General features: G+C 71.9%; 14 protein-coding genes. 6 read left to right on the top strand and 8 right to left on the bottom strand.

Annotated elements, in window-relative coordinates; translation table 11 throughout:
• Nucleotides 1–143: 143 nt before the first annotated feature.
• Nucleotides 144–617, bottom strand: coding sequence for an antibiotic biosynthesis monooxygenase (locus BCD48_RS28370; protein WP_083419328.1), 474 nt, complete (start codon nucleotides 615–617; stop codon nucleotides 144–146).
• Nucleotides 618–718: 101 nt separating this feature from the next.
• Between BCD48_RS28370 and BCD48_RS28365 the strand changes: the two genes are divergently transcribed.
• The gene (locus BCD48_RS28365) at nucleotides 719–1,348 is read left to right on the top strand and encodes a PadR family transcriptional regulator (RefSeq protein ID WP_083419327.1); all 630 of its coding nucleotides are present in this window, start codon (nucleotides 719–721) and stop codon (nucleotides 1,346–1,348) included.
• Nucleotides 1,349–1,431: 83 nt separating this feature from the next.
• Here the strand turns inward: BCD48_RS28365 and BCD48_RS28360 are convergent, their stop codons facing one another.
• The 3 genes from BCD48_RS28360 to greA all read right to left on the bottom strand — a co-directional run bounded on the left by BCD48_RS28360 (nucleotide 1,432) and on the right by greA (nucleotide 5,865).
• On the bottom strand, nucleotides 1,432–3,423 hold the full coding sequence (locus tag BCD48_RS28360) for a vWA domain-containing protein (protein WP_071051456.1): 1,992 nt from the start codon (nucleotides 3,421–3,423) through the stop codon (nucleotides 1,432–1,434).
• Between the two features lie 159 nt (nucleotides 3,424–3,582).
• A complete protein-coding gene (locus tag BCD48_RS28355; protein WP_083419332.1) occupies nucleotides 3,583–4,971 on the bottom strand; it encodes a magnesium chelatase ATPase subunit I in 1,389 nt (462 codons plus the stop codon).
• 408 nt (nucleotides 4,972–5,379) lie between these two features.
• Nucleotides 5,380–5,865 carry a transcription elongation factor GreA gene (greA, locus tag BCD48_RS28345; protein ID WP_071051454.1) on the bottom strand — a complete coding sequence of 162 codons (486 nt, stop codon included), beginning with the start codon at nucleotides 5,863–5,865 and terminating at the stop codon, nucleotides 5,380–5,382.
• A gap of 632 nt (nucleotides 5,866–6,497) precedes the next feature.
• On the opposite strand from greA, the gene mca reads away from it, so the two are divergent.
• The 3 genes from mca (at nucleotide 6,498) to BCD48_RS28330 (ending at nucleotide 10,860) form a co-directional block, all read left to right on the top strand.
• Nucleotides 6,498–7,358 carry a mycothiol conjugate amidase Mca gene (mca, locus tag BCD48_RS28340; RefSeq protein WP_071051470.1) on the top strand — a complete coding sequence of 287 codons (861 nt, stop codon included), beginning with the start codon at nucleotides 6,498–6,500 and terminating at the stop codon, nucleotides 7,356–7,358.
• 69 nt (nucleotides 7,359–7,427) lie between these two features.
• Nucleotides 7,428–7,709, top strand: coding sequence for a hypothetical protein (locus tag BCD48_RS28335; RefSeq protein ID WP_071051453.1), 282 nt, complete (start codon nucleotides 7,428–7,430; stop codon nucleotides 7,707–7,709).
• A gap of 157 nt (nucleotides 7,710–7,866) precedes the next feature.
• Nucleotides 7,867–10,860 (top strand): leucine--tRNA ligase, encoded by a 2,994-nt coding sequence (locus BCD48_RS28330; RefSeq protein ID WP_071051452.1) that lies wholly within the window; start codon nucleotides 7,867–7,869, stop codon nucleotides 10,858–10,860.
• Between the two features lie 348 nt (nucleotides 10,861–11,208).
• Here BCD48_RS28330 and BCD48_RS28325 read toward each other — a convergent pair whose 3' ends face one another.
• A complete protein-coding gene (locus tag BCD48_RS28325; protein WP_083419325.1) occupies nucleotides 11,209–11,949 on the bottom strand; it encodes a response regulator in 741 nt (246 codons plus the stop codon).
• On the bottom strand, nucleotides 11,936–13,399 hold the full coding sequence (gene macS / locus BCD48_RS28320; RefSeq protein ID WP_241842044.1) for a MacS family sensor histidine kinase: 1,464 nt from the start codon (nucleotides 13,397–13,399) through the stop codon (nucleotides 11,936–11,938). The genes BCD48_RS28325 and macS overlap by 14 nt, the downstream gene beginning before the upstream one ends.
• A gap of 132 nt (nucleotides 13,400–13,531) precedes the next feature.
• Between macS and BCD48_RS28315 the strand changes: the two genes are divergently transcribed.
• A complete protein-coding gene (locus tag BCD48_RS28315; RefSeq protein ID WP_071051450.1) occupies nucleotides 13,532–13,825 on the top strand; it encodes a YiaA/YiaB family inner membrane protein in 294 nt (97 codons plus the stop codon).
• A 279-nt stretch (nucleotides 13,826–14,104) separates the two neighbouring features.
• On the opposite strand, the gene arfB is transcribed toward BCD48_RS28315, so the two are convergent.
• Both arfB and BCD48_RS28305 read right to left on the bottom strand, forming a co-directional pair.
• Nucleotides 14,105–14,575, bottom strand: a complete 471-nt coding sequence (arfB, locus tag BCD48_RS28310) for an alternative ribosome rescue aminoacyl-tRNA hydrolase ArfB (RefSeq protein ID WP_198543430.1) — start codon at nucleotides 14,573–14,575, stop codon at nucleotides 14,105–14,107.
• Between the two features lie 264 nt (nucleotides 14,576–14,839).
• Nucleotides 14,840–16,663, bottom strand: coding sequence for a phosphoenolpyruvate carboxykinase (GTP) (locus BCD48_RS28305; RefSeq protein ID WP_071051448.1), 1,824 nt, complete (start codon nucleotides 16,661–16,663; stop codon nucleotides 14,840–14,842).
• 317 nt (nucleotides 16,664–16,980) lie between these two features.
• On the opposite strand from BCD48_RS28305, the gene trhA reads away from it, so the two are divergent.
• The gene (trhA, locus tag BCD48_RS51600; RefSeq protein ID WP_198543429.1) at nucleotides 16,981–17,703 is read left to right on the top strand and encodes a PAQR family membrane homeostasis protein TrhA; all 723 of its coding nucleotides are present in this window, start codon (nucleotides 16,981–16,983) and stop codon (nucleotides 17,701–17,703) included.
• The last annotated feature ends 96 nt before the right edge of the window (nucleotides 17,704–17,799 follow it).

Here is a 17,799-nt window from a genome sequence, read left to right as displayed (position 1 = left end):
CCCACCCCGATCTGTGAAGACATGGATGCGGACGGTAACAGTGGCGCAGGGGGTTCCCGCGCTTCAAACGGGCTGGGCCAGCCCGGGCAGCTGGGTCAGCCAGGGCACTCGGGGTCCCGGCCCCAGTCGGGCCCCAACCGTGGTCAGGCGGTCGGGTCCGGCGCCGGCTTCGGCCGCGACCGCTCGGCGTCGACGCGGGCCGTGGCCTCGGCCCAGGTCGGCGGCTGCGCCGCGGCGTCGTGTGCCCAGAAGACGAACGTGGAGTCCGCCATCGTGGGCCCGAGCGTGCGCATCGCCGCCCGGTGCTCGGGCGTGCGGACGAATCCGTCCAGCGCCCGCCGGTCGGTCCAGCCCGACAGCGTCCAGTACTCCCCGCGCATCGGGTGGGCGACGAGCGAGACCCCCAGAGCCCCGGGAGCGGCCAGCAGTGCGCGCCGCACCCGCAGCGCGTGCCGAAGCATCGACACGGTGTGCCGGCGCGAGGTGATCGTGAACCGGGAGACCATGACCACCGATGCGCCAGCCGACGGGTCGGGCGTCCCGGTGGACGCGGCCGTCGGGGCGGCGGTCACGGACGGGCCGGCGGCGGACGGGGTGGACCAGGGAATGGTGGCCATCTGGGCTCCTCGGGCATCGGCGGTCCGTAGTAGACCGTCTGTTTCGGACGGTTTGAACTATAGTATGAATCGGACGGTCCGCAACGAGTAACCTGCGAGCTGTGGAAGAGAAGGAGGCGCCCGACGTGATGGGCCCGCCCTCAACGGTTGCGGGGACGGCGTCGCTGACGCCGGTCTCCTACCTGGTACTCGGGCTGGTGGCCAGGCACGGTACCGCCACGCCCTACGACCTGAAGTCGTTCGCCGCGCAGTCGGTCGGTAACTTCTGGTCCTTCCCGCACGCGCAGCTCTACAAGGAACCGCCGCGGCTGGCCGAGGCCGGCCTGCTCGCCGAGGAGCGCGAGGAGTTCGGGCGCCGCCGACGGATCTTCCGGATCACCGACGCCGGCCGGGCGGCACTCGCCGAGTGGCTCGCCGGCGGCGAGACGGCGCTGGGGGAGCTGCGCGCGCCGGGCCTGCTCAAGCTCGCGTTCGCGGAGCTGGGCCGCCCGGCGGACGCGGCGGCGCTCGCGCGCGGGCAGGCGGCCGCCCACCGGACGCGGCTTGCCACCTACGAGGCGTTCGCGGCGCTCCCGGCGGACGCGATGCCGTGGTCGCTACGGCGCGCCCTGGAGCTCGGCCTCGGCTACGAGCGGCTACAGGTGGACTTCTGGGAGACCCTGGTCAGAGACCTCGCCGCCGGCCGGATACCGCCCTCCCCGTCGACTGGTCCCGCGCCGCCGGCCGCCTAACGGGCCAAAGGAGGTGCGAAAATGTTCTTCCTTCGCACCTCCGGAGGTCCCTGTCCCAGAAGGACTAATGCCGGGGACCAAGGTTAGCGGGCCGCGCGGCGGCCGCCGCGGGAGCGTAGATAGTCGTGGACGACGTACTCGCCGAGCGCGTCCGGGTCGGGGGAGAGGACCCGGCCACCATTGCGCCGGGCCATCTCCTCGACGAAGCGGACCAGCCGCGGCTCGGTGTCCAGCATGAAGACGTTGATGTTGACGCCCCGCTTCGTCAGCCGGTCGACCTCGGCGAGCGTCAGTTCCAGCGTCTCCGGCATCGGCGGCCACGAGAACGCAGGCGTGCCGTCGCGCAGCAGATGCGCCGTCGGCTCGCCGTCGGTGACGACCATGACGACCGGCTCCGACTCCGGGTAGCGCGACAGCAGCCGGCCGGCGATCAGCAGGGCGTGCTGCAGGTTCGTGCCCTGCACCATCTCCGAGTCGAGGCCGGCCAGCTCCACCGGCCGCAGCTCGCGGGCGTAGTCCGAGAAGCCGATCAGGTGAATCTTGTCCTGGGGGAACTTGGTGGTCACCAGGGTGTGCAGGGCCAGCGCCGTCGACTTCGCCATCCCCCAGGTGCCGCGCAGCGCCATGGAGTAGGACAGGTCGACGAGCAGGCAGACCGCGGCCGAGGTACGCCTTTCCGTCTCGGCGACGGCGAAGTCCTCGACCTTCAGCCGGATCGCCACCCCGGGCCCGGGCGGCCCGGAACGCAGCACCGCGTTGCGCACGGTGCGGACGACATCGAGGGGCTGCGTGTCCCCGAACTCCCAGGGACGAGCGGTGCCGATCAGCTCACCCGCGGCGCCGGCGTCGGTCTGCGCGTGGTCGCCGCGCACGCCCGACGAGATCTGCCGGAAGATCCTGGCGAGCGCCGACTGGCCGATCCGGCGTACCGCCCGCGGCGTGAGCTCGAGACGTCCGGAACGACGGGTCAGGAAACCGACGCGTTCCAGCTCGCGCTCGATCTGCTGGAGCTGGCGCAGGTCGTCGACCGCGGAGCGGCCCAGCGCCTCGGCGATCGCGTCCGGGTCGACGTCGTCGAGCGAGGCTCCCGGGTAGTCCTGGTTGAGCGCGGCGGCCAGCTCGTCGAGTTCCGCGAGCTCCTCGAGCGCCGACGTCGCATCGCCGAGGCCAAGCTCCGCCCCGCCCCCGCGCGGGTCGCCGAAGCCGTTCGCCCGTCCCGACGGGCGCATGCCCCAGTTGAGGTTCGGCCGGGCCGACCGAAGCGCCTCGCCGAGCTGGGTGAGCTCGTCGGCCAGGCCCATGTCCTGGACGGCGGATGCCATCAGCTCCGCCAGCTCCTGGCGCTGCTTGGGCGACAAGCCGGCGAGCAGGCGGGCGGCGGCGGCGGAGCGTTGGGCCAGCGTGTCGATCAGCTCTTCGAGGTTGCTCGGCTGTTCGGGGAAGAACTCCCCGAACTCGCGCATGAAATCGCGGAATGCCTCGTCGGTGTCCTCGCCGCGGGCGTCCTTGGCGAGCAGCTCGTTGAGCGCGCGAACCATGTCGCCGACCCGAGTCATGTCCTCCGGAGTCGCGCCGGCCAACGCCTCCTTCATCCCGCGGAACTGGGAGTCGAGGACCTCGCGGCGCAGCAGGTCGGCGATCTGGTCGTAGGTCTCGCGGGCCTGGTCGGAGCGCCAGTCGTAGTCGGCGAGCTCGCGTACCGCGCGGGCCGGGTCACTGGGCAGGGCGTCCAGCTCCGTCTCGCGCATCCGCGCGTCATCCGACGGGTCTGGGAACAGCGCCGCCCGCTCCTGGCCGATCGCGGTGTCGAGCAGCCGGCGCACCTCCTGCAGAGTGCCGTCGAGCCGGCCGCGGGAGCGCACCTCGCGGCGGCGCCGGTCGACCGCGCGGCGCAGGTCGTCCAGCCCGCGCCGGCCGTTCATGCCGCGGCGCAGCAGCGAGTCGAGGGCCTCTCGCGGGGTGCGGCCGTCCAGCACCTGGCGGGACATCTCGTCGAGGGCGTCGGTGGCGGCGAACGGGAAGTCGAGCGGGTCGGGGCCGCCCGACCAGGGGCCGTAGCGGAATGCGTTGCTCACCGTGTGATCCCGTGCCTCTCAGGGCCTCGCTTCGCGAGGTTCCACGCCCCTGTGGTCCAGGGTGCGTCCGGCCCCCGCGCCGCTTTCTGTCGTGTCCCACCGGCCCCGAGATCCAGCCCGCCGCGGGTTCGGAGTCCCCATCGGCGGCGCCGCTCGTGGTCAGCCGCCGTAGACCGTCCGGCCGGGCAGTTCCTCCTTGGCGAGCCGGCGGTTGAGGTGCAGGCCCTCCATCGCCAGCTCCAGCGCCGCGGCGGCGAGCCCCGGCGACTCGGCGCCGTCCACCCCGAGCTTGGTCAGCATGCCGGCGAGCCCGGGGACCGGGCCGACCCGGCGCAGTAGCTCGGCGGCTGGGACCAGGTCGCCGGTCTCCACCGGGCCGTCGGCGTCGAAACGCTTCTGCAGCCCGGCCAGGTCGGTGCCGGCGAGCCGTGCCCGGAACGTCTCGGCGATCGCCCGACGCAGCAGGTGGGTGAGGATCTCGTCCTCCCTGCCCTCTTCGAGCGCCTCGAACTCGACCTTGCCGCGCACGGCCGGCACGATCGAACCGAGGTCGACGACCCGGGCCGTCGGGACGTCCTCGCCCGTCAGCGCCGCCCGCCGGACCGCGGAGGCGGCCACCGTCTCGGCGGCGGCGACCGCGAGCCGGGCCGACACGCCGGAGCGCTGGTCCACCTGCGGGGCATCGCGGACCAGCCGGGTGAAGCGGGCGACGATCTCGATCAGATGGTCGGGCAGCGCCGGCGTTCCCAGCGGGGAGCCCTCCCAGGCCAGCACCGCCTCCTGGCGGATGAGCCGCAGCTCGTCGTCGAGGCGCAGCGGGTAGTGGGTGCGCACCTCGGCGCCGAACCGGTCCTTGAGCGGGGTGATGATCCGGCCGCGGTTGGTGTAGTCCTCCGGGTTGGCGGAGGCGACCAGCAAGAGGTCCATGGGAAGCCGCAGCAGATAGCCGCGGACCTGGATGTCGCGCTCCTCGAGCACGTTGAGCAGCGCCACCTGGATGCGCTCGGCCAGGTCGGGCAGCTCGTTGACGCTGAAGATGCCGCGGTTGCAGCGGGGAACCAGGCCGTAGTGGACGGTCTCCGGGTCGCCGAGGGTGCGGCCCTCGGCGACCTTCACCGGGTCCACATCGCCGATCAGGTCGCCGACGCTGGTGTCCGGCGTCGCGAGCTTCTCCCCGAACCGGTCGTCGCGGTGCCGCCAGATCACGGGCAGCTCGTCGCCCAGCTCGGCGTGCAGCGCGCGGCAGCGCCCGCAGACGGGCGCGTACGGATGATCATTGATCTCGCAGCCGGCGACGGCCGGCGACCACTCGTCGAGCAGGCCGACGAGCGTGCGGATGAGGCGGGTCTTGCCCTGGCCGCGCTCACCCAGGAAGACGACGTCGTGGCCGGCCAGCAGCGCGCGTTCCACCTGGGGCAGCACAGTGTCGTCGAAGCCGATGATGCCGGGGAAGCGCGCCTTGCCGGCGGCCATCCTGGCGAGCAGGTTGTCCCGCAGCTCCGTGCGCACGGACCGGTGCACATGCCCGGACGCGCGCAGGCCCCCCAGGGTTGTTGGGGGCGGAGCCGGGTCTCCTCCCGGGCCGGCGGAGCCGGCCCGGGAGGCCCGAGGCGGGATGGTCGCCGACGACGGGGCGGCGGGACGGGGCGGGACCGGCAGTTCTACCACTCCACCGACGCTACCGCCCGCCTACGGCTTCGCCAGCCCGGTTCCCAAACTCACCCCGAATCAGCTCCCCCTCGGGCGCCCCTCCGACCTGGCCGAACCCGAAGGGCTCGAGCCGCCCGAGTCCGGCGGCCTCGAGAGCTGACCGCACCTGCCCGCGGCCCGGTCACCCGGGATCCGGTGATCTGCCCGGCAGGCCTGTGATCGTGCCAAACCTGCCGGTCAGCGCCGGGGCCCGGGTGACAGGGCGGGGGAGGAAGGGAACATCGCGGCCGGCCCGGCCGCCGCCGTTCAGCGGGCGTAAGGGGCGATGGAGACGATCTCGACGGAGGCGCCGCGGCCGTTTGGCAGGGTGTAGTTCACCTTTTCGCCGGCCTTGTGGCCGGTCACCGCGCCGCCGAGCGGGGAGGCCGGGGAGAAGACCTCGATGGCCGTGCTGTGGTCCTCCCGAGAGCCGATGAGGAACCGCTCGGTCTCCTTCTCGCCGGGGAACCGGACCTCCACGACCATGCCGGGCCCAGCCACACCAGCGGTGCCCGCCGCGGGCTCGCCCACCTTGGCGTCGCGCAGCAGGTCCGTGAGCTGGCGGATACGGGCCTCCTGCTTGCCCTGCTCCTCCTTGGCGGCGTGGTAGCCGCCGTTCTCCTTCAGGTCGCCCTCTTCGCGGGCAGCCTCGATCTTGTTCGCCAGCTCCGTCCGGCCGGTCGTCGTGAGGTGGTCGAGCTCGGAGCGAAGCCGGTCGTAAGCCTCCTGGGTGAGCCAGGTCTGGGGGGTCACGCGTCACGCTCCTCGTGGCACAAGCAAATACTCAGCTTAACAGGAAGATCTAGAAACTCGGGACGACACACAGCGCGCACCCATCCGGCGGAGGGCGGTGATCCGGTGGTCCTCGACGTTCGGACCTGCCGGATCGCGGACCTCCCAGATCGGTGAAGCCGATCAGGGAGGAACCCCGTCGCCATCCGGCAGGGACCCCGTCGGTCACATCCCCAGGTGTGAGGGTGCTGACACCGACGGTCACGCGACGCCTGCCCTGTGTGCCAGAGCGGACGGCGTCGACGCCACGCCGCGCCGCGGCCTCACGTCCCCGTCTTCGGACCTCACTGTCCCGGGGGCGCGTGCGCGGACGGTGCATTGTGCCACGGCGTTCGGTGACTTTTCCATAACGAACGTGAACTTGGCCACGGCCGGGGGATGGCCAGGGTGTCACGTGACGTCGGCCACATCCTCGTGGATGGCCTGGTGAGGCGCTGTCGCGGGCCGGAGCTGTCACGGGCATCAGCCACAATGGCCCTATGTCGGTGAACCTCGAGGCGGCCTCCGCTGACAGCGGCTTCGCGGCCAAGCGCACAGCCTCCGCCGAGACCCTGTCCGAGTCCGATGACGCGCCGGACCACGGCCTTCGGTTGATGGCCGTGCACGCCCATCCTGACGACGAGTCCAGCAAGGGCGCCGCGACGATGGCGCGCTACGTGAGCGAGGGCGTCGAGGTCCTCGTCGTCACCTGCACGGGCGGCGAGGCGGGCAGCGTGCTCAACCCGGCGCTGGACAAGCCCGAGATCATCGAGCGGCTGCCCGAGCTGCGCCGAGAGGAGATGGAACGGGCGCGGGCCATCCTGGGCGTCCGGCAGACCTGGCTCGGCTTCGTCGACTCGGGCCTGCCGGAGGGCGACCCGCTGCCCCCGCTGCCGGCGGGCACGTTCGCCACGCTCGACCCGGAGGAGGCGGCCGCGCCGCTGGTCCGGCTGATCCGCGAGTTCCGGCCGCAGGTCATCACGACCTACGACGAGAACGGTGGCTACCCGCACCCGGACCACATCATGACCCACAAGATCAGTGCGGTGGCGTTCGAGGCGGCCGGCGACCCGGAGCGCTACCCGGAGCACGGCGTGGCCGCGGGTCTGGAGCCGTGGCAACCGCTGAAGCTCTACTACCACCTCACCTTCCACAAGGCGCGCATCCTGGCGCTGCATGACGCGATGGCGGCCCGCGGCCTCGAATCGCCCTACGGGGAGCGGCTGGAGAACTGGATCGACCGGGCAGAGGACAGCGCCCGGCTCACGACCAGCGTCGAGTGCGCCGACTACTTCGAGGTGCGCGACCGGGCGCTACTGGCCCACGCCACCCAGGTCGACCCGAACGGCCCCTGGTTCCGGGTGCCGATGGACCTGCAGCGCGAGGCCTGGCCCACCGAGGACTACCAGCTGGCCCGCTCCCTCATCGAGGTCGGGACGCTCCCGGAGGACGACCTCTTCGGCGGCATCCGATGACTGCCTCCGCGGTCGGGGCACCCGGCCGCGGGCGGCCGGCTGCCGGGTAGGTGAGGGTAAGGTCGGGGTGTGAACCAGGTGCTCGCGGGGCCGGCGCTGGCGGCCGACGAGATCAGCGGCGGGATGGCCGGTCTGCTCATCGTCGTGTTCCTGTGCGTGGCGGCTGGTTTCGTCTTCTACTTCATGTTCGGCAGCCTCAAGCGGCTACGCCGCAACGTCGACCAAGGCCAGTTCGGGGCCGTGGGCACCGCCGGGGACCCGTCCGAGGACGGCACCCCTGAGAGCAAGGCCAAGGCGGTGGCCGTCCCTCGTCAGGCCGACGGCTCCGCCGACGCCGACCGCAACGCATAGCGGGTCGGGCATCCCGTCGGCGTCAGGGGGAAATTCGGTCGCCCCGGTAGGCTCGGACGGAGACGATCGTTACTGTCAGCGCGCGCGGCCGTCGGACGCGGAGCCGTGTGAGCACACGCGCGCGTGGATGCTGACCAGCCGAGTGGATGCGACGAGAATGACCGACAACGCCCAGGACATCACGACCCCACCCGCCGCGGGGCCGGCGGAGGCCGAACCGTCGTTCCGGTACGGCGCGCGGCTCGCGGGTGAGATCGAGAGCCGGTGGCAGACCTGGTGGCGCGAGCACGGCACGTTCGCGTCCCCGAACCCGACCGGGCCGCTGTCCGACGGGTTCGAGGAGGTCAAGGGGCTGACCCCGTTCTTCGTCCTGGACATGTTCCCGTACCCGAGCGGCGCTGGGCTGCACGTCGGCCACCCGCTGGGCTACATCGGCACCGACGTGTACGCGCGCTACCTGCGGATGACCGGGAAGCATGTGCTGCACGCCTTCGGCTACGACGCCTTCGGGCTGCCCGCCGAGCAGTACGCCATCAACACCGGCCAGCACCCGCGGGTGACGACCGAGGCCAACATCCAGAACATGCGGCGCCAGTTGGGCCGACTGGGCCTGGGGCACGACACCCGTCGCGAGATCGCGACCACCGACGTCACCTACTACCGGTGGACGCAGTGGATCTTCAAGAAGATCTTCGACAGCTGGTACGACGAAGGCCTGAACCGAGCGCGCCCCATCACCGAGCTGGTAGCCGAGTTCGACGCGGGCAGCCGTACCCCGAGCGGGGAGACGAACCCGTCCGGCCAGCCGTGGGACGAGCTGGACGCGACCGAGCGCCGCAAGGTAGTCGACGGCTACCGGCTGGCCTACCTGGCCGAGGGCCTGGTCAACTGGTGCCCCGGCCTGGGTACCGTGCTGGCCAACGAGGAGGTCACCGCCGAGGGCCGCAGCGACATCGGCAACTACCCGGTGTTCCGCCGCCCGCTGCGCCAGTGGACGCTGCGGATCACCGCGTATGCCGAGCGGCTGATGGCCGACCTGGACCTGGTCGACTGGCCGGACTCGATCAAGCAGATGCAGCGCAACTGGATCGGCCCCTCCGACGGCGCCCACGTCACGTTCCCCGCGTGGATCGGCCCGACCGACGGCCCGCCCGTCCCGGCGATCGCGCTGGACGTCTATACCACCCGGCCGGACACACTGCCGGGCGCGACGTTCATGGTGCTGGCGCCCGAGCACCCGTTGGTCGACGCGCTGACCGCGCCCGCCTGGCCCGCCGACACCCCGGACGGCTGGAAGTTCGAGGAAGGCCGCCCGACGGGCGCCGCGGACTGGACACCGGCCGCCGCCGTCGCCGCCTACCGGGAGTTCGCCGGCAAGCGGAGCGACCGCCAGCGTGGCGAGGAGGTCGACCGGACCGGTGTGTTCACCGGCGCCCACGCCCGCAACCCGGTCACCGGCGCGGCCATCCCGATCTTCCTGGCGGACTACGTGCTGCTGGGCTACGGCACCGGCGCCGTCATGGCCGTCCCCGCGCACGACCAGCGCGACTTCTCCTTCGCCCGCGAGTTCGGCCTGCCGACCCCGCCGGTGCTGGCGCCCAGCGACGACTTCCTGGCCGAGCACGGTCTGTCCTCGAACGACCCGGTCGACGCCTGGCCGGTGGCGTTCTCCGGCGAGGGCGAGTACCTGCCCGCGCAGCCTGGCGCCCCGGTGCTGACCGGCCTGTCCAAGGCCGACGCGGTGAAGACCACCGTCTCCTGGCTGGAAGACGCCGGCCGCGGTCGTGCCGCCCGCTCCTACCGCCTGCGCGACTGGCTGTTCTCCCGGCAGCGCTACTGGGGTGAGCCGTTCCCGATCGTCTACGACGAGACCGGCCTGCCGATCGCGTTGCCCGACGAGGTGCTGCCCGTCGAGCTGCCGGAGATGACGGACTTCCGGCCGGCCCCGATGGCCGAGGACGACACGTCCGACCCGGTGCCGCCGCTGGCCCGCGCCACCGACTGGACGACGGTGACGCTGGATCTGGGCGACGGGCCGCGCCAGTACCGGCGTGAGACGAACACGATGCCGCAGTGGGCCGGCTCCTGCTGGTACTACCTGCGTTACCTGGACCCGACGGACGCGGAGCTGTTCGTCGACCCGGAGATCGAGCGCTACTGGATGCAGTCCGTCGACGGCCCCGCGGGCGACGGTGGCGTCGACCTGTACGTCGGCGGTGTCGAGCACGCCGTGCTGCACCTGCTGTACGCCCGGTTCTGGCACAAGGTCCTGTACGACCTGGGCCTGGTGTCGACGAAGGAGCCGTTCAAGCGGCTGTTCAACCAGGGCTACATCCAGGCCGACGCCTTCCTGGACGCCCGCGGCATGTACGTGCCCGCGGCCGAGGTGACCACCGACGCCGGCGGCGCCCTGCGCTACCAGGGCGAACCCGTCACCCGACGGTCCGGGAAGATGGGCAAGAGCCTGAAGAACAGCGTGACGCCGGACGAGATGTACGACGCCTACGGCGCCGACACGCTGCGCGTCTACGAGATGGCGATGGGCCCGCTGGACGCCGACCGGCCCTGGCGGACCGACGACATCGTCGGCCCGCACCGCTTCCTGCAGCGGCTGTGGCGCAACCTGGTCGACGAGGCGACCGGCGAGATCCGGGCCGCCGACGTCGAGCCGGACGACGAGGCGACCCGGACGCTGCACCGCACGATCCTGGCGGTGCGCGCCGACTACGCCGGCATGCGCTTCAACACCGCCGTCGCCCGGCTGATCGAGCTGACGAACTTCGTCAGCAAGCACTACAGCGACGCGAGCCGGCCGCCGCGGGCGCTGGCCGAGGCGATGGTCCTGATGGTCGCCCCGCTGGCGCCGCACATCGCCGAGGAGCTGTGGTCGCGGCTGGGGCACGACGGCTCGCTGGTCCACGTGCCGTTCCCGGTGGGCGACGAGGCGCTGGCCACCGAGTCGACGGTGACGCTGCCGGTGCAGGTCAACGGCAAGGTCCGCTTCACCCTGTCCGTCCCCGCCGGCGCCGGCGAGGACGACATCCGGACCGCGCTGACCGCCCACCCCGACTACTCCAGGCACACCGACGGCAAGACGGTGAAGCGCCTCATCATCGTCCCCGGCCGCATCGTCAACATCGCCGTCAGCTAGGGCGACGCTGGGCCGGAAGGTCGCTGGCGCGACCCAGACCTCCCAGCAGACCTCCCAGATCGCTTCGCGATCCGGCAGGGACCCCGGCTTCGCGATCCGGCAGGAACCCCGGGCCCGCGTCGCCGTCGGACGCTGAGCGTCCTCCCGGCGTGGTGCCACATACAGGCGGATGGGCGTGGCTGGTGTGGTGCCGGGATGAGGAGATGCCTGGTTTGGCAGGAGATGCCTGGTTTGGCGCAGCGCTAGGGGCGCCGTCGCTCGTTGTGACTAGTTGCGCTGTCTGCTTGTCGGACGGTTCGGTTGTCTACGGTGATGTGGCTATGCGGTCGGCTAGTCGGTGCATGGCCGTCAGGTGGGGTCGTCGTAGCCCTCGAGGACGGCGTAGCGGGCCAGTTCCACGCGGTTGCGGAGCTGGAGCTTGCCGAGAACGTTGTGGACGTGGTTCTGGACGGTGCGGGGGGAGACACCGAGGCGGTCGGCGGCATCCCTGGCGGTCAGGCCCTTGGCGACGAGGCGGAGCACCTCGACCTCGCGGGCGGTCAGCCGGGGAGACGCGTGCCGAGCGGGAGCCGGTTCCCTGGCGGCGCGGGACATCTCGCCGAGGACCAGTGCCGCGAGGCCCGCGCTGAAGACCGCCTCGCCCGCGGCGGTGCGCCGCACCGCGTCGATGAGCTCCTCGGGACGGGCCGACTTGACCAGGTAGCCCGATGCACCCGTCTTGACGGCCGTAAGTACGTCCGCCTGCTCACCGGACGCGGAAACGACAAGCACCGACCCGCGGAACCCGGTCGCGCCGCCCGATGCCAGCAGGCCCTGGATCACCTCGACTCCGGAACCGTCGGGCAGGGACAGGTCGAGCACCACGATGTCCGGCCTGGTCGCCGCCACCACCCGCAGTGCCTGGGCAACAGACCCAGCCGTGCCGACGACCTGGAGGCCGGCCGCGTCGAGGTCCCGGCTCAGCGCGTCGCGCCACAGCGGATGGTCGTCCACGACCACCACCCGTCGCGGCCGCTCGGCCGTGTCGTCGGCCGGCGGCCCCGACCCCGCGGGTGAGGCGCCGGTCCCGAACGGCTCAGCGGGGCACATGCAGCTCGACCTCCGTTCCCTGGCCGGGGCGGCCGAGCACGGCGACCTCGCCGCCGAGGTCGCGGATGCGCCCGCGGATGCTGACCGCCAGGCCCAGACGCCCCTCGGCCGCGGCCCGCTCGGCCCGCCCTGGCGCCAGGCCGACACCGTCATCCCGGACCGTCACGACGACCTCGTCGCCGTCGTCCTCCAACAGCACCCAGGCCGACGCGCCCGTCCCGGCGTGCCGGGCGACGTTGTCCAGCGCGGCCCGTACCGCCGCCACCACCTCGGCGGCCCGGTCCGCCCGCAGCAGCACCGGGACACCAGGCGTGGCGACCGTCACGGCCATCCGCCATGCCGACTGCCCGGCGGCGGGCTCCCCGGCCGCGGGGCCGGCCGCGGGCGGTTCCCCGATCCCCGGCTCGGCGACCGTGGGCAGGGCGGCAGCCGCGGGCCGGTCGGCTGCCGCGGGCTGGTCGCCGGCCAGCCTGGTGGTTATCGAGTGGGCCAGGGCCAGCAACGCCTCCGCGAGGTCGGTGCGCGCGGCACCGCCACGGCTCACCCGCACATCCGGCCCGCCCGGCCTGCCTGGCCTGCCCGACCCGGATGGGGCCTCCGGCGGGGCCCCTCGGGCGGTCGCCCTCGGTCCGCCAGAGCCGGGCGTGCGCAGCAGGTCGCGCAGCGTACTCTCCTGTTCCGCGGCGAGCCTCGCGACATCCTCGGCCGGCATGCCTCGCGGCGCTTCCCGGGCGATCAGCGCGAGGACCTGCAGCACGCCGTCGTGCACCCGGCGCGCCAGCCGCTCGCGCTCGGCATCGCCGGCGCGCGCCTCCAGCGCGTCGGCGAGCGCCGCCTCCGCCCGCAGCGTCGTGCGGCTCAGGTGACCGGCGACCGCGCCCGAGACGAGGAGCAGCATGCTCGTCCCCACCAGTGCGTCGGTCAGCGCGCCCCACTCCGCGATGAACACGACCGCCACCAGCAGCCCGCTCGCGATCCCGCCAGCCGCGCCCCAGAGCAGTGCCGCGCCGAACACCCCGCTCGTCGCCCACATCATCGGAAGGGCGTGGCTCGTCCGCGGGCCGACGAGCTCGGCGCCGACCACCAGGCCGGCGCAGACCGCGACGTCGGCGAGGACGAGCCCTCGCAGCAGGTGTGGCCGGTCCCCGCGGTCGGCGCGCGGCACCAGCACGGTCAGCGCCGCGGACCAGCCGACCATCACGCCCAGCAGGCCGATGCCCAGTGCGGGCCGGTAGGCGTCGTCGAGCCGCGCGCCCGCGGCGGCGGACGCGTAGCCGACGGACACCCAGCGGAACACCGCCAGCGACCGCCAGAGCGCACCGCGCGCGCCCTCCGGGCCGCTGCCGCCCATCATCCTGGGCGGCCTGGCCCGCCAGGTGCGCGAAGCGCGCGGCCACCACCGCGCCATGGGCGCCACCGGAGACGCCGCGTCGTGGGCGCCGGTCGCCACCGTCGCACTCCTGCCGTCAGGCACCGCGCCAGTCTTCCAGAACCGACCGAAACGCACCTGAGCGTGATTACTCAGGACACCTTGGGCGCGACGGCTCAGGTCGGACGCCGCGTTCGTCCCGACACTGGCCGCATGACGAAACCACCCACGTCGCGGACGACCACCGCGTACTTCGTGCAGGCCATCCTGTCGTTCGCGATCTCGACGATCAGCGTCGTGGTCGCCATCGTGTACCTGCCCGGCGACGCCTGGATGCGTGGCCTCCTGGGGATCGGCCTGCTCTACGTCGTCACCTCGACGTTCACGCTCGCCAAGTGCGTGCGCGACCACCAGGAGACGTCCAGCGTGGTCAGCAGGGTGGACCAGGTCCGCCTGGAGCGCCTGCTCGCCGAGCACGACCCGTTCCGTACGACCTCCAACACGTGACGACCACCCGCCACCCCGGCGGCAGGCGCTCCAGGCACCCCATGGTCCTCACTGCCAAGGGGCAAGGCGAAATGTGACGTTGTTCTGGTGAGCCGTCCACGCGACCTAGCCACAGCCTGCTGACAGCGCATTAGCGCAGTGCCAACGCAACCACCTCGTCCATCCGAAACCAGCCGGACCACCGCCATACACGCCAGCCCGGAACCAGGCCCGTCGGGCGCGGAGCGTCCGAGAGGCGGTGCCCGGTGCCGGGCGCGGAGCGTCCGGCACGGGACCGCCCTACCCGTCCGCGTCGGAGGCGCCCGGCCGGCGGGTTCGCTTGGTCGCTGAGCGGCGGCGCTTGGTGTCCAGGCGGCGCTCGACGGAGCCTCGGGTGGGCTTGGTGGGGCGACGGCGACGGGGTGGGGGCGCGGTGGCGTCGTGGAGCAGCGCGACGAGGCGGTCGAGCGCCGCCTCACGGTTGCGCAGCTGGGAGCGCTGCTCAGACGACGTGACGACGAGATCGCCGTCCACCAGGCGCCCAGCCAGCCGGGCAAGCGCTCGTTCCCGCAGCGGTTCGGGGATGGCGGGCGAGCGAGCGACGTCGAAGCGGACCTCGGCACGGCTGTCGGTCGTGTTCACCCCTTGGCCACCGGGACCGGACGAGCGGGAGAAACGCCAGCGCAGCTCGGTCTCGGGCAACACGAAGCCCGGCCGGACCGCGCGTGCGGCCCGCTCCTGGGGCACGCGCGCGACAGGTCCCTCGGGCATGGACCCATGGTGCCAGGATCCCCTGGCCGCCGGAAACCAGATAAGTCGGACGCCGGCCGAAGCACCGAGCGAGTCCGCTGCCGCTGTCAGCTCCCTACGCGTCCAGAGCGACCGCCGGTGGCGGCTTGATCGTTAGTTGTGCCCTGCCGTAGTTGTGATCCGGCCCCCTCGACGACCACCGGGGGGCGGAAACGGCGATCGCCCCCGCCGGCGGGGGCGGCGGGGGCGATCGTCAGGTGCGGGTTGGTGTGACCAGGGTGGCGGCTAGCTGTTGAGGCGCTCCACCAGGGCCTCGTGCTCGGCCCAGAGCTCGGCGGGGAGATGGTCGCCGAAGGTGTCGTAGTGCTGGGGGATGAGGGCGGCTTCCTGCTTCCACACCTCGGTGTCGAGGGTGAGCAGGGTCGTGAGGTCGGCCTCGGACAGGTCCAGGCCATCGGTGCTGAACGACTCCGTCGTCGGGTGGACGCCGAGCGCGGACTCGACGCCGTCCACCTCGCCCTCCAGCCGGCCGACGATCCAGGCCAGGACGCGGCTGTTCTCGCCGTAGCCCGGCCACAGGAACCTGCCCTCAGGGCTCTTGCGGAACCAGTTGACGTAGTAGATCCGCGGGAGTTTGGCGGCGTCGGCCTTCTGCCCGGTGGCGAGCCAGTGGGCCATGTAGTCGGCCATGTTGTAGCCGCAGAACGGCAGCATCGCGAACGGGTCACGGCGCAGCTTGCCGATCGCGCCGGCCTGCGCGGCCGTCGTCTCCGAGGAGACGATCGAGCCGAAGAACACGCCGCGCTGCCAGTCGGGCGCCTCCGTCACCAGCGGCACCGCCGTGGCCCGGCGGCCGCCGAACAGGATCGCCGAGATCGGCACGCCGCGCGGGTCCTCCCACTCCTCGGCGATGGTCGGGCACTGGCCGGCGGGGACGGTGAACCGGGCGTTCGGGTGGGCGGCGGGCTCGGACGAGTCCGGCGTCCAGTCGCGGCCCTTCCAGTCGATCAGATGGGCCGGCTTGTCCTTGGTCAGGCCCTCCCACCAGATGTCACCGTCGTCGGTGCGGGCGACGTTGGTGTAGACGGCATTGCCCCAGAGGGTCTCGACGGCGTTCGGGTTCGTCTCGGCGCCGGTGCCGGGCGCCACGCCGAAGAAGCCGGCCTCCGGGTTGACGGCGTAGAGCCGGCCGTCCTCGCCGAAACGCATCCAGGCGATGTCATCTCCGACCGTCTCGGCCTTCCAGCCGGGGATCGTCGGGATGATCATCGCCAGGTTCGTCTTGCCGCAGGCCGACGGGAAGGCGGCCGCGATGTAGTGGACCTTGCCCTTCGGGGAGGTGAGCTTGAGGATCAGCATGTGCTCGGCGAGCCAGCCCTCGTCCCGGGCCATCACCGAGGCGATCCGCAGCGCGTAGCACTTCTTGCCGAGCAGCGCGTTGCCGCCGTAGCCCGAGCCAAACGACCAGATCTCCCGGGTCTCCGGGTAGTGGACGATGTACTTCGTGCTGTTGCACGGCCACGGAACGTCTTCCTGCCCGGGCGCCAGTGGGGCACCAAGTGAGTGCACCGCCGGCACGAAGAAGCCGTCCTCACCGAGCTGTTCGAGCGCTGGGGCACCCATACGCGTCATCGTGCGCATCGAGATCGCCACATAGGCCGAGTCGGTGATTTCGACGCCGAGAGCGGAGATACGCGAGCCGAGCGGTCCCATGCAGAATGGGACAACGTACATGGTGCGGCCCCGCATAGACCCGCGGAACAGGCCGCGAAGCGTGCCGCGCATTTCTTCGGGCTCGACCCAGTTGTTTGTCGGGCCGGCGTCCTCGCGATTCTTCGAACAGATGTAGGTCCGGTCCTCGACGCGGGCGACATCGCTCGGGTCGGACGCGGCGTAGAAGCTGTTGGGACGTTTCTCCTCGTTAAGCTTCACCAAGGTCCCGCGCTCGATGAGCAGGCTGGTGAGCCGGTCGAACTCCTCGGCGGAGCCGTCGCACCACTCCACCCTGTCCGGCTGAGTGAGTTCGGCGATCTCACGCACCCAGGCGATCAACCTGGCGTGCTTGGTCGGGGCGGCATCCAGCCCGGGAATCTGTGCCGCGGTCGTCACAGCTCACACCTCCGCTCGCGTTGAACCTGCCGCGTTCTCGCCTCGGTATACAGGTGCAGCTTGCGCACCCGAACGACCTCGTGTACCGGCGGTCACAAACCAGCGGCTACAGTGGAAGCCGCTACCCTGTGATGCCTGTACTGGGGACGCTCGAGGCCGCGTTCAGGATCATTAGACTGTACCGCTCTTTCCATGCACAGTCGCGCGGTACGCCGGGGGGCGGAAACGTCGGATCCATCACGCATCGGGACGGACCCGCCCCACGACGCGCGCCGGGGCGTGCCGCCCTCGGCGGCCGTTGCGGTTATCGTTCTGCTGTGGTCACTCACGCGACGACGCAGCCGGCCGCCCCAGGACCTGACAGCAACCGCGCCGACGACGGCGCTGACAAGCGAGCGCACCCGCGTGACCTCACGCGACCACGCATGCGGGGATGGCTACATGCGGGCGCATTTCCGGTAAGCCTGGCGCTCGGCGTGGTGGCCGTGGCGCTGCCGACGACGCTTGGCGCCCGGCTCGCGGTCGGTGTTTACGCGATCAGCATCACGTCATTGTTCGGGACGAGTGCGCTCTACCACCGGACGATGTGGTCGACCTCACGGGCACGCGCTCTCATGAAGCGGCTCGACCACTCGATGATCTTTGTTTTCATCGCGGGGACGTACACGCCCTTCGCGCTGCTGGCCATGCCCCGGCACATAGCGCAGCCGATCCTGGCTGTCGTCTGGGGCGGAGCGGCGCTGGGCGTCGTCCTGCGCATGCTGTGGTTGCACTCCCCGCGCTACCTGATCGTGCCCCTCTACATCGCGCTGGGCTGGGTCGCGGTCTTCGTCTTCCCCGAGGTCCTGCACACGGCCGGCGTCGCCACGCTGACGTTGCTCGTCGTCGGCGGCGCCTGCTACAGCGTCGGCGCGATCATCTACGCGCTGCGCCGCCCCGACCCGTCGCCGAAGGTCTTCGGCTACCACGAGGTGTTCCACGCGTTCACCCTCGTCGCGGCCTGCTGCCACTACATCGCCCTGATGCTCGCGATCTACTGAGGCTGTTGAGGCTGGGCGCTGGACGCGCCAGCCTCGTCGGGCGCTGAGCGCCCTCTTGGGCGTGGTTTCGGGGCTGAGGTGCATGGCCGGGGCCGG

The organism is Pseudofrankia coriaricola (genome assembly GCF_001854805.1).
Lineage (GTDB): Bacteria > Actinomycetota > Actinomycetes > Frankiales > Frankiaceae > Pseudofrankia.
The sequence above is the reverse complement of the archived record's forward strand: the minus strand, read 5'-3'. Positions and strand labels throughout refer to the sequence as shown.